This is a genomic window from Halosimplex carlsbadense 2-9-1 (assembly GCF_000337455.1).
GTDB classification, from domain to species: domain Archaea; phylum Halobacteriota; class Halobacteria; order Halobacteriales; family Haloarculaceae; genus Halosimplex; species Halosimplex carlsbadense.
On record NZ_AOIU01000009.1, the window covers coordinates 85,827 to 98,038 of the forward strand.

A 12,212-nucleotide genomic window follows, 5' to 3' on the forward strand; every position below is an offset into this window, starting at 1 on the left:
CCTGTCGCGGTTCACTCGACGGCCGACCCGGCCAGGGCGCGTTCGAGCGCACGCCGGTGGAACGACACCGACTGTTCCCGACCGAGCTCCGGGTAGCCGGGGTTGGTCACGACGCCGTTCGAATCGACTGCGGTCCGACAGATAGCGGCCGCTCGATGGACCGGCTCGACCGCCGGACGCTGGCGGACCGAGTCGTAGCCCGCCCGGAACGCGTCTCGGAGGGCGTCTGGATCTTCGACGTACCAGTCGGCGACGAGGTACTCGGCCTTCGCGAGCGACAGCGCCGGCGCCGCGGCGAGCGGCGACTCCCAGTCGAGGACCGCGGCCAGTTCGCCGTCGGCGACCAGTGCGTTCCCCGGGCGGAAGTCCCACGGAAACAGCCGCGCCGGCGGTGCGAACTCGATATCCGGATCGTCGAACAGTGCCGCCAGGTCCCCGCGCAGGTCGTCGAACGCCGCCGGGAGCCGCGCGAGGCCCGTCCGCCCGTACGCGCCGAGCCACGCACCCCAGTCGGTGCCGTCGGTTTCGGGCAGGTCGTCGCCGCCGCCCGCCCTCGCGGCGAGTTCGAGGGCCGACTCCGCCGGGCCGGCGTCCGACCCCTCCGCCGCGGCGACGGACCCGTACCGTTCGAACCGGAACGCCCCGTGCAGCTCGGCGAGCGAGCGGCCGAACGCGCGAGCGAGGGCGCGCTGGGTCGACCGGTCGAGACCGGCGAACCGCTCGTGGAGGTCACGACCGTCGACGTGTTCGGTCACCAGCGCCGCCGCGTCGCCGACCCGCTCGGCCCCCAGGGCGGTCGGGACCGGAACCGACGTGCGCTCGCCGACGGCGTCGAGGAGCGCCCGTTCGGAGCGGACGGCCGCCGGGTCGGCGGCCGCCTGGACGACGACGCGGTCGCCGTCGGCGAGGGTCACCAGCGCCGTCTCCTTGCGGTTGCCCCGCCCGAGCGGCCGCCAGTCGGTGGGCGTCGCGTGAGGGCGGGCGGCGGCCAGCGCCGCGCGAGCGGCGTCGCGAGTCGCCGTCGAGCCGAAGGCGCCGCCGAGCGCGGTCACGCCAGCACCTCCGGGAGGTCGGCCAGCGAGCCGAGGACGAACTCGGGGTCGTAGGGGGCGGGGTCGGCGCCGTCGGGGGCGAGCCACGCGGCGGCCAGCCCGGCGGTGTGGGCGCCGGCCACGTCGTAGGTCAGCGAGTCGCCGACGTACAGCGCCCGGTCGGCGGGCACGTCGAGGGCCGCGAGCGTCCGCTCGAAGGGCGCGGCGTGTGGCTTGCGCCGGGGGTGGTCGCCGGCGTAGACGACCGCGTCCACGCGCTCGGCGAGGCCGAGCGCGGCGACTTTCGCCGCCTGGCGGTCGGCGGGACCGTTGGTCAGCAGCGCCGTCGCGCCGGCGGCGGCCGCGGCGTCGAGGGCTCGGTCGGCGCCCGGCGTCAGTTCGACCTGGGTGTCGTCCACGCCGTCGACGAACGCCTCGGCGAGCGCCAGCGGATCGGCGTCGCAGCCGTGCTGGGCGGCCAGGCGAGCGAACCCGGCGCCGAGATAGCCCACGCGGTCGTCGGGGTCCGGCGGGCCGTCCAGTGCCGCCCACAGCTCGTCGGGCTCACCGAACGGCGCCAGACCGGCGCGGTCGAACGCCGCCGCGAACACCGCGTCGGTGTCCTGGGTCCGCCGGCAGAGCGTCCCGTCGAGGTCGAACAGGACCGCGTCGAACCGTGTCACACCCGCGAGTTAGCCCCGACGGGGATAAACCCGCGGACCGACCGGCACGTTCGAGTCGGTCGGCGCCCGAGTCGGTGACATGACGACGGCCCCGCCCTCGCTGCTCGCGTACTTCGACGCGAGCGTCCACTACGGGCCGGACAACGCCACGCCCGTCTCTGCCGCGGTCGGCTTCCTCGTCGAGGACGGCGTCGAGACGTACGTCGAGCGGTCGCTGGCGGTCGACGCGTTCGTCTCCAGCGCGGCGCTGGAACACCGCGCGCTCGTCGAGACGGCCCGGGCCGTCGCCGACCGGTTCGACCGCGTGAGTTCGCTACACCTCCACGGCGACGCCGACGCCGCGCTCCGTGCGACCGACCCCGCCCACCCCGCCGAGCCGACCGACCCCGTGGGACGGCGCCGCGTCCGCGAGGTCCGCGACCTGCTGGCCGACGTGCCCGTCGTCACCTATCGGGCGGTCGACCGCTCGCGCAACGCCCGCGCCCACGACCTCGCGCGCCAGGGCCACCGGGAGTGACGGCGCCGGCGGCGACGCGACGGTGAGCGCCGAGCGGTTCTTTGCTCGTCGGTCCCGAGCCTGGACATGGAGTCGGTCCTCGACGACCGCGACCGCGCGAAACTCGACGACGGCGACGACGGCGCGTTCTACGACAGCCCGCGCCTGGTCACGCACGCGGACGACGCGTTTCTGGCGCGGCTGACCGAGCTGTACGCGTCGGTCCTCGAACCCGGCGACCGGGTGTTCGACGCGATGGGAAGCTGGGTGTCGCACCTGCCCGACGACGACTACGACCGCGTGATCGTCCACGGGCTCAACGCCGCGGAACTGGAGCGCAACGACCGCGCCGACGAGTCGTTCGTGCAAGACTTCAATCGCTCCCAGTCGCTCCCGCTGGCCGACGACGCGTTCGACGCCGTCTGCTGTGCGCTGTCGGCCCAGTACCTGCAGCACCCCGCGGCCGTCTTCCGGGAGTTCGCACGCGTCCTCGCCCCCGAGGGCGTCGTCGTGGTCTCGTTCACCAACCGGATGTTCCCGACGAAGGCGGTCCGGGCCTGGCGCGCCGCGACGATGGACGGGCGGGCCGACCTCGTCGCCGAGTACTGCCGGGCCGCCGGCCTGCGGGTCGTCGAGACGGTCCGCGACCGACCAGGCGAGGACCCGTTCTACGCGGTCGTGGCCGAACGCGCCGAGGGGCGATAGCGGACAGGGGTGCCGGACGAAGGAGCGCGGACGACCCACCGGCCGGGCGGTTTCGATTCCCGCGATATTCACCGAACCGTCGACGGCGGTATCGGGCCGCACCGTGCCTGTTAATAGCTCACACGGGAACCGGCGGCCGGCACACGTCACAACGCTTTTATCCGAAAGCGCGTTAGCGGAGAGCAAGATGGCAGGTGACTGCTTTACACGCGGGCCCCGCGCCCCATAACCAGTCACTGCCATGTTCTCGCGCTCGTCGCTCGCTGCCCGACAGCGGCGCGTGGCGCAGTGGAGGCAGATGACATGTCACAGCAGGAATCCTCAGTCACGGTGGAACTGCCCGATGGAAGCACGCTCGACGTTCCGTCGGGCGCCACAGTCGAAGACGTGGCCTACGAGATCGGTCCGGGGCTCGGCTCCGACACCGTCGCCGGCAAGCTCGACGGCGAACTCGTCGCCAAGGAGGAGCCGGTCTACGACGGCGCACGGATCGAGATCGTCACCCCCTCGGCCGACGAGTACCTGCAGGTGATGCGCCACTCCGCCGCCCACGTCCTCGCCCAGGCGATCCTCCGGGAGTTCCCCGACGCCAAGCTCGCCACCGGCCCGCCCACCGAGGAGGGCTTTTACTACGACTTCGACGGGATCGACGTCGACGAGGGCGACTTCGACGAGCTGGTCGCGGAGATGCAGTCCATCGTCGACGAGGACCTGCCCATCGAACGCGAGGAGGTCTCGATCGAGGAGGCCCGCGAACGCCTCGCCGGCGACACCTACAAGGAGGAGATCCTCGAGGACCTCGCCGCGGGCGACCGCGGCGCCGACGACGACATCGAGACCGTCTCCTTCTACAGCCAGGGCGACTTCTCGGACCTCTGTGCCGGCCCGCACGTCGCCTCGACGGGCGAGATCGGCGCTATCGACCTCCGTGAGATCGCCGCTACCAACTGGCGCGGCGACGAGGACGAGGCCCGGCTCACCCGCGTCTACGGCACCGCCTTCGGCTCCGAGTCCGACCTGGAGGACTACTGGGAGCGCAAGCAGGAGGCCGAGCGCCGGGACCACCGCCGCATCGGCCGCGAGATGAACCTCTTTTCCATCCCCGAACACTCGCCGGGCTGCGTCCACTTCCACCCCGACGGGATGGCGATCCGCCGCGAACTGGAGGACTACATCCGCGCGAAGAACGACGAACTCGGCTACGAGGAGGTGTGGACGCCCGAACTCAACAAGGTCGACCTCTGGAAGACCTCGGGCCACTACGAGCACTTCTGCGAGGAGGACGAGATGTTCCACTGGGACCAGGCCAGCGCCCGCACCGAGGGCGACGAGGCCGACGAGTACGGTCTCAAGCCCATGAACTGCGCCAACCACGTCCACCTCTACCAGCGCGAACGGCGCTCCTATCGCGAGCTGCCCAAACGCTACTGCGAGTTCGGCACCTGCTACCGCAACGAGCGCTCGGGCGAACTCTCGGGGATGCTCCGGGTGCGGGGGTTCACCCAGGACGACGGCCACGCCTTCGTCACCCGCGACCAGATCCAGGGCGAGGTCACCCGCACGCTCGAAGTCATCGACGAGGTGCTCGCCGACTTCGGCCTCGACGTGACGTTCAAGCTCGAGACCCAGCCCGACGACTCCTTCGGCGACGACGCCCTCTGGGAGCGCGCCGAGAGCGACCTGCGGAGTTCGCTCGACGCGCTGGGCGAGGGCTACGAGGTCGAAGCCGGCGAGGGCGCCTTCTACGGCCCGAAGATCGCCGCCGACGCCGAGGACGCCATCGGTCGCGAGTGGACCGTCGGCACCGTGCAACTGGACTTCGTCCAGCCCGACCGGTTCGACCTGGTCTACGTCGGCGAGGACAACGAGGAGCACACGCCGGTCATGATCCACCGCGCGCTGCTGGGCACGTTCGAGCGGTTCATGGCCGTCATGATCGAACACTTCGCCGGCCGCTTCCCGCTGTGGCTCGCGCCCGAGCAGGTCCGCGTCCTCCCGGTCAACGAGGACACCCTCGGCTACGCCCACCGCCTGCGCAACGACTTCGAGGAGAGCGGCTTCCGCGCGACGGTCGCCGACGGCGACGACACGCTCCAGCGGCGGATCCGCGCCGCCCACGACGAGAACGTCCCGTACATGCTCATCGTCGGCCCCGACGAGGAGGAGTCCGGCACCGTCTCCGTACGCGACCGCGCCGAGCGCGAGACCCGCGACGTCGACCCCGAGGACTTCCTCGCACACCTCCGGACCGAACGCGACGAGAAACGGCTCGAACCGGACTTCCTCGACGAGTAGCCCGGTCGACCGGGCCCCCCGGGTCGCCCGCACCGCACGCTTTTCTGTCGCTCCCAACACCTCGGAGGCGAGCGACCGGACCGCCCTCGCTGACCTGCTCGACGGCGAGTGACGAACCGCGAGGAGCGGTCGACAGCGACGGTGAGACGGCCGAACACCGGTATCGTTTTGATCGTGGCGCCACGATCGGTCGCTAGTCCCCCGCATGCCCTCCCGAATCCGCGCGCTGGGGGTCGTCGCCCTCGCCCTCTGCTGTGTGCTGGCCGCGATCGGCGCGCTCGCGCTGTCGGTCCCCGGCGCGCCCGCCGACGCCCAGCAGCCCGAGGCGACCGACGGCGGCCTCCAGCGCCTCCACGACGCCGGCGTCACCGGCGGGAATGTCACCGTCGGCGTCGTCGGCGTCACCGGCTTCGACACCGGTCACCCGGCGATCGCCGACCGCGTCGCCGAGAGCCGCGCGTTCGGTGACGGCGCGACCGTGGCGAACGGCGGCCGCAACCGCCACGGCACCGCGACCGCCGCCGTCGTCGCGCGGACCGCGCCCGACGCGGACCTGCGGCTCGCGACGTTCGACGACACGGAGGGCTTCCGCCGGGCGGTGACGTGGCTCGTCACCGCCGACGTGGACGTGATCGTCGCCCCGGTGTCATTCTACGGCCGTCCCGGCGACGGCACCTCGACGGTCGCCCGACTCGGCGAGTGGGCGCGCCGCGAGGGCGTCGTCTTCGTCGCGCCGACCGGCAACCTCGCCCGCGGCCACTGGGCCGGCCGCTACGACGACCCCGACGACGGCCGCCTGCGCTTCGGCGACGCGACGCGCAACTACCTCGCCGGCCGCGGCAGCGAGACGCGGATCTGGCTCGGCTGGGACGGCGCCCACGCCAACGAGACCTACGTCGCCGAACTCTACCGGATCGACGACGGGGAGCGCAGCCTGGTCGCCCGCTCGGAACCGTTCCCGGGCGACGGCGTCCCTAACGCCCGGATCAACGCCCGCCTCCGGGGCGGCACCTACTACGTCGTCGTCCGCGGGCCGGAGAACGCCACCGGCGCGCGGGTCCGCCTCTCCTCGCCCACCCACCGGTTCCAGCGCACCCGGCCCGAGGGGAGCGTCGCCGCGCCGGCGACCGGCCGCGGCGTGATCGGCGTCGGCGCCTACGACCCCGCGGCCGACCGCGTCGAACCGTTCAGCTCCAGGGGCCCCACCGCTGACGGCCGCCTCGGCGTCGACGTGGTCGCGCCCGCCCGCCACGAAGTCGGGGGCTACGACGAGCCGCTGGTCGGCTCCTCCGCCGCGACGCCCTACGTCGGCGGGCTCGCCGCCCTCGCCCTCGGCGCCGAGCCCGACCGGTCGCCCCGGCAAGTCGAGTTGCGCCTCGAACGGGCGGCGCTCGACGTGGGCCCGAACGGCACCGACGCCGTCGCCGGCAACGGACTGGTCGTCCCCGGACGCGCCGTCGACCTGCCCGCCAACGCGACGGGATGAGCGACCGACCGGTCGGCGTTCACTCGGGGACGGCCCACGAGGCCATGGGACTCGCGGCGACCCAGGGGTCCGACCGCCAGGGCATCGACGCGGCGGCGAGGGTTCCGTCCGGCTGACGGGTGAGGAAGCCGGCCTCGACCAGCGTCGGCAGGTGAGAGTGGACCAGGGAGAGTTCGACGATCTCGGCGACGGAGGCGGGCACCGCGGTCGGGTCGACGCCGCGCTCGCGAGCGGCCACGGCGGCGGCCAGGTCGCGGTCGCTGGCGGGCCCGTCGGCGATCAGTTCGTGGAGGACGACCTGCCGGCGCTCGCTGGCCAGCGCGGCGAGCGTCGCGTCGTAGGCCGCGTCGGGCTGGTCGGCGACGAGTCGGGCGGCCCACTCGCGGTCGAAGGGAGTGTCCGAGGGGGCCGCGACCAGTCCGGTCTCGGGGTCGAAGGTGATCCCACCCGCCTCCGCGAGGGTCGGCAAGTGGACGTGGTACAGGGCGGTTTGCAGGTCCGTTCGGTGGGCCGTCGCGTCGGGGCCCGCGGCCGCGGAGTCCGTGTTGGCCGGGCGTTCGGCGAGCGTCGCCGCCAGCTCTCCCACGGTCGCGGTCGCGCCGCTGTCGACCAGTTCGGCGAGTACCGCCCGCCTCGTCGCGTCGGCCAGCGCGTCCAGTACGGCCGGCGACGCCGTGGGGACGCCCATCGTGTAGCTCCCCGTCCGGCTCCCTGATAAACAGTTCCCAGGTCTTTCAACTGATGATACTACATCGCTCTGTTCAGTTGCGATCCTGCGATCCGATGGTTTCGTTCCGGTATCAAAACGCTGGGCGGCGTGGCGCTACAGCGCTTGCTTGTACGCTTCGAGCGTCTCCTCGACGTCGTCGTCGGTGTGGGCGTGGGTGACGAACTGGGACTCGTACTGGTTCTGCGCGAGGAACACGCCCTGCTCGCTCATCTCCTCCCAGAAGACGCGCCGCCAGCGGTCGGTCTGGCCCGCGGCCACGTCGGCGGCGTTTTTCGGACAGTGCTCGAAGCGCGGGCAGTCGGGGCGCTGGGAGCAGCCGCCCTCGCAGTGGCCCTCGAAGGTTTCGGGGGCGTCACGGGTGAACAGGACCTTGAAGATCCCTTCGGTGCCGGCGACGGTGTACTCGGGTGCCTGGTCCGCGACGATCTCCTGAAGACCGGTCCGGAGCCGCTCGCCCAGGTCGTTGATGTGGTCGTGAACGTCGTGTTCGGCGGCGTAGCGCAGCGATTCGAGGCCGGCGGCCATCGTGACGGGGTGGCCCGAGAAGGTGCCGGCCTGGAACACCTCGCCGGAGGGGGTGAACTGCTCGATCAGCTCCGAGCGGCCGCCGATGGCACCGACGGGGAAGCCGCCGCCGATGAGCTTGCCGAAGGTCGTGATGTCCGGGTCGATACCGAACTTCCCCTGGGCGCACTGGAGGCCGCCGATCCGGAAGCCCGTGATCACCTCGTCGAAGATCAGCAGGGCGCCGCTGTCCTCGGTGAGGTCGCGCAGCGTCTCGTGGTAGCCGTCGACCGGTGTGACGATGCCCATGTTGGCGAGGATGGGCTCGACCATGACGGCCGCGATGTCCTCGCCGTGGTCCTCGAAGACGCGGTGGGCCGCTTCCTCGTCGTTGAACGGCACCGCGAGCGTGTGCTCGGCGAAGCTCTCGGGGATGCCCGGACTGGAGGGTTCCACGTCGTCGTACTCCCCCTCGACGAGGGTGGTCTCCTGGGCGCCGTGGTAGCCGCCCTGCATGACGACGATCTTGTCGCGGCCGGTCGCGGCGCGGGCGAGCCGGCAGGCCGACACCGTCGCTTCGGTGCCGGAGTTGACGAACCGGATGGACTCGACGCTGGGGACGTGCCGCGTGACGAACTCCGCGTGTTCGACCTCGATCTCGGTCGGCGCGCCGAACATCGGGCCCTCGCTGACCCGCGACTGGATCGCCGACTCGACGGGCTGGGGGAGGTCGTGGCCGTAGAGGAGGGGGCCGAGGCCCATCACCCAGTCGATGTAGCGGTTGCCGTCGGCGTCGATCACGTGGCCGCCGTCGCCGCGTTCGACGAAGAACGGGTAGGGCTCGATTGCGGCCCGCACCGAGGAGTTGACGCCGCCGGGCATGACCGACAGCGCGCGATCGTAGAGGTCCCGTGACCGGTCGTGGTTCATACCCCCCGCTTCTCGCTCGTCGCCCAAAGGCGTACCGAGGTGCACCCACGCTTCCGGTTTGGGCTCCGTCCCGCGGCCGAATCCGTTCGTTCCGGTGGCCGACCGTCCCGCCGTAACCCGCCCGTGGTTCCGCGTCCGGTAGTTTCTTGGCTCAACACGCGGTGACACACCGCATGACCACGCGACTCGCGGCGATCGGCCTCGGCGACCTCGGACGGATGCAACTCGACGGCGTGACCGCCCACCCCAACGCCGGCGTGACGGTCGTCGCTGGCTCCGACGTGGCCGCCAACGCCCGCGAGGCCTTCGCCGCGGAGTACGACGCCCCCGTCTACGCCGACTACGAGGCGATGCTCGATTCCGAGGCGATCGACGCCGTCACCGTCGTCACGCCTCACACCCTCCACTACGAGCAGACCGTCGCCTGCCTGGAGCGCGGGCTCGACGTGCTGCTGGAGAAGCCGATGGTCACCGAAACGGGCCAGGCCGTCGACCTCGTGAACCGCGCCCGCCAGAGCGACGCGCTCCTCCAGATCGGCTATCAACGGCACCTCCACCCGGGCTACCGGGCCGTCCGCGAGACCGTCCTCGGGGGCGACATCGGCGACGTACACATGGCCGCCTGCTATCTCGCCCAGGACTGGATCTCCGGGACCCGAGGCACCTGGCGCGTCGATCCCGCGCTCTCGGGCGGCGGCCAGCTCAGCGACTCCGGCTCGCACCTGCTCGACGCGTTGCTGTGGACCACCGATTCGCGGGCCCGCGAGGTCGCCGCCGTGATGGACGACCGCGACCACGCCGTCGATATCAACACCGCGCTGTCGGCGACGCTCGACGGGCCCGGCGGCCCGATCACTGCGAGCGTCGGCGTCAGCGGCGACGGCACCGGCTTCGAGGAGTCGCTCGTGCTCTGGGGCACGGACGGCCACCTCCAGTTCGGCCACGCGGGGCTCACCGTCTTCGACGGCTCCGGCGGCGAACCCGACCACCGCGAGTTCGACGCCGGCACGTACGCCGAGCAGACCACGAAGAAAGTCGTCGCGTTCCTCGACGCCGTCGAAGGCCGGCGCGACAACCCCGTTCCGCCGGAGTTTGGGCTGCGAGTCACCGCGCTGACCGAGGCCGCCTACCGCGCCCGCGACTCCGGCGAGACCGTCGACGTGACCGAACTCGTCGCGAACGCGCGCGAGGAGTACGGGGGGTAACCCCATCGTACACGGCCGTCCGCCCCACTCATATGGCGCGTGCTGTCGAGCGTTGCGAGGCGCGACTTCGGAGCGCCTCGATGCGAACGGCTCTGCCGTGAGCGTGCCCGCCTCCTGGCGGGCCGCTCGAAATAGCCGCGCGAGGTCCTCGCGAACCGTGTGAGCGAGGGCTTGTCAGAGCTTGCTCTGACAGTGGATGAGCACCGCACGCCGCAGGCCCGCGGAGCGCAATCGGCTGGGGGGGTATGAGGCCGTCTGCGGTGCTGGGCGGTTGCTGTCCCTGGTGTCTGCGCGAACCATGTGAGCGCAGGCCCAGGAGAGCAAGCTCTCCTGGTGGACTGATAGGGCGAGACGCGCTCGCGCCTGTTTAGTCGCCTGAGCGGGCGACTATCCGAAGCGGCCGCAAGGCCGCGAGGATATCCCGCTCAGCGACCGCGAGTGCGAGGCGCGAGCGAAGCGAGCGCCTCGACATGCGAACGGGGAGTGCAACGACCCGTGAGCGAGCGCGTCGAGGGCTTTCACCGTTCACTGTCGAATGCGGTCGATCCAACTCCAAGCGAGCGCGCCGAGGGCTTTCATCGCCTGCGATCTCCTGCTGTCGACTGATCCCCGGTGTCTCTCGCACGGATCTCAGCGCACGGTGTCCTCGGCGGTACCGGGACCGTCACCTGCGGAGTCGCCAGTCGGCTCACCGCCGTCGCCCAGCCGTGAGACGAGGACGGCCCGGAGCGGCCGGGGGCTGTGTTCGCGGACGACCAAGAGCACGTTCGTCGCGAACAGCGCGAAGCCGACGGTCGCGAGCGCGCCGGAGACGGCCGTGACGGCGGTGGGGAGACCGAGGGCGCTCGCGAGGACGAGCCCGGTCGCGCCGAGGGTGACGCAGACGAAGTCCGCCGTCGCGACACGGTCGTCGTACAGGTCGTCGATCATCGGGACGGGCTCGTACCCCAGGCGGTCGCTGTAGCGGTGGACCCAGACGATGAACGGGACGACGTGGTACAGCGTCCCGAGGACGACGAAGCCGACGACGCCGAAGACGAGCAGGTGGGGCGGGCCGCCGCCGAGCAGGGCCGACCGGGCGAGCGGGTCGACCAACCAGGCCCGGCCGGTGAACAGCGCCCACGCGGCCATCGCGACGGCGGCGACGGCGTACCGCGAGAGCATCGGCGTCCGCTCGACGGCGGTCTCGACGAGCCTGCGCGCGAGGACGACCGCGAAGCCACCCAGGGCGACGGCGACGAGGAGGCCGCCGACACGTGCCAGCGGCGCCGACCCGAGCAGCCGCCCGGTCGCGAGCGCGACGACACCGACCGGATAGCCCGCTTCCTCGAATCGCCGGAGATGGACGTCGACGCCGTGCAGCTCCGTCTGGGTGAACATCGTGGCGAGCTGGTAGAGCGCGCCCAGGACCGTCGTGAGGACGGCGCCGAAGACGGCCAGCGTGGCGTGGGCGCCGACCAACCGGTACCGGGCGACCGGCGAGGCGGCGAGGAAGGGCATCGAGTAGTCCATCGCGAGGGCGAACCCCATCGCGGGGACGGCGGCGAAGCAGGCCAGCGCGAACGCGAAGTGCCGTTCGGTCACGCCCCACGGCCGGGCGTCGAGGAGGGTCCGGCCGACGTTGTAGACGAACGTCCAGAACCCCAGGAGAGCGAGGCCACCGAAGGCGTGGACCCAGCCGAGCGCGCCCGTCGCGAAGGCCGCGGCCATCCCGCCGACCCCGACCGCGACGAGCCATAGCTGGACGGTCGCCAGCCGTCGCGAGTGCAACGCGACGTTCGACCAGACGGGGACGAACTGGACCATCGCGCCCATGATCGTCACGCAGACCCACCCCGCCAGCAGCAGGTGGAGGTGCGCTAGCACCGACACGCCCGACAGCAGGCCGACGGCGTCGAGGACGCCCGCGACGCCGCCGGCGAGCAGCAGCGCCAGTCCCACGAGAAAGTGCCGGAGCGGCACCGTCATCGGGGGCTGGCGGTCGGTGTCGACCTCGCCCGGGATCGCGCTCATACCCGACCGTACGACCGCCGAACTCGTCGGGTTGTGGTCGAACACGTTCGCCTGTGGCCGCCGACGGTGGGCCGGGCACCTACCGACCGGCGGGTCGGTAGTCGGACCCGTCGCCGGTCGGCCGACCCGAAATA

10 protein-coding genes are annotated in these 12,212 nt (G+C 72.0%); 5 read left to right on the forward strand and 5 right to left on the reverse strand.

Translation table 11 applies throughout. The annotated features are described in order from the left end of the window. Positions 1-11: 11 nt before the first annotated feature. Both C475_RS04410 and C475_RS04415 read right to left on the reverse strand, forming a co-directional pair. Positions 12-1,052: a phosphotransferase family protein gene (locus tag C475_RS04410; RefSeq protein ID WP_006882569.1), complete on the reverse strand. Its 1,041-nt coding sequence runs from the start codon at positions 1,050-1,052 to the stop codon at positions 12-14. Next, the gene (locus C475_RS04415) at positions 1,049-1,714 is read right to left on the reverse strand and encodes an HAD family hydrolase (protein WP_006882570.1); all 666 of its coding nucleotides are present in this window, start codon (positions 1,712-1,714) and stop codon (positions 1,049-1,051) included. The genes C475_RS04410 and C475_RS04415 overlap by 4 nt, the downstream gene beginning before the upstream one ends. 79 nt (positions 1,715-1,793) lie before the next feature. Between C475_RS04415 and C475_RS04420 the strand changes: the two genes are divergently transcribed. The 4 genes from C475_RS04420 (at position 1,794) to C475_RS04435 (ending at position 6,696) form a co-directional block, all read left to right on the forward strand. Further along, a complete protein-coding gene (locus tag C475_RS04420) occupies positions 1,794-2,231 on the forward strand; it encodes a hypothetical protein (RefSeq protein WP_006882571.1) in 438 nt (145 codons plus the stop codon). 66 nt (positions 2,232-2,297) lie between these two features. Then, a complete protein-coding gene (locus C475_RS04425) occupies positions 2,298-2,915 on the forward strand; it encodes a methyltransferase domain-containing protein (RefSeq protein WP_006882572.1) in 618 nt (205 codons plus the stop codon). 303 nt (positions 2,916-3,218) lie between these two features. Then, complete coding sequence (gene thrS, locus C475_RS04430; protein ID WP_049930058.1) at positions 3,219-5,210, forward strand: threonine--tRNA ligase; 1,992 nt, start codon at positions 3,219-3,221, stop codon at positions 5,208-5,210. A gap of 205 nt (positions 5,211-5,415) precedes the next feature. Next, complete coding sequence (locus C475_RS04435) at positions 5,416-6,696, forward strand: S8 family serine peptidase (protein ID WP_006882574.1); 1,281 nt, start codon at positions 5,416-5,418, stop codon at positions 6,694-6,696. 19 nt (positions 6,697-6,715) lie between these two features. Here C475_RS04435 and C475_RS04440 read toward each other — a convergent pair whose 3' ends face one another. After that, entirely contained in the window at positions 6,716-7,384 is a 669-nt protein-coding gene (locus C475_RS04440) for a DUF7344 domain-containing protein (protein WP_006882575.1), read from the reverse strand. A 135-nt stretch (positions 7,385-7,519) separates the two neighbouring features. Next, positions 7,520-8,860 (reverse strand): glutamate-1-semialdehyde 2,1-aminomutase, encoded by a 1,341-nt coding sequence (hemL, locus tag C475_RS04445; RefSeq protein ID WP_006882576.1) that lies wholly within the window; start codon positions 8,858-8,860, stop codon positions 7,520-7,522. 173 nt (positions 8,861-9,033) lie between these two features. On the opposite strand from hemL, the gene C475_RS04450 reads away from it, so the two are divergent. Then, complete coding sequence (locus C475_RS04450) at positions 9,034-10,065, forward strand: Gfo/Idh/MocA family protein (RefSeq protein ID WP_006882577.1); 1,032 nt, start codon at positions 9,034-9,036, stop codon at positions 10,063-10,065. A 630-nt stretch (positions 10,066-10,695) separates the two neighbouring features. Here C475_RS04450 and C475_RS04455 read toward each other — a convergent pair. After that, positions 10,696-12,078 (reverse strand): hypothetical protein, encoded by a 1,383-nt coding sequence (locus C475_RS04455; RefSeq protein WP_049930094.1) that lies wholly within the window; start codon positions 12,076-12,078, stop codon positions 10,696-10,698. Positions 12,079-12,212 lie beyond the last annotated feature (134 nt).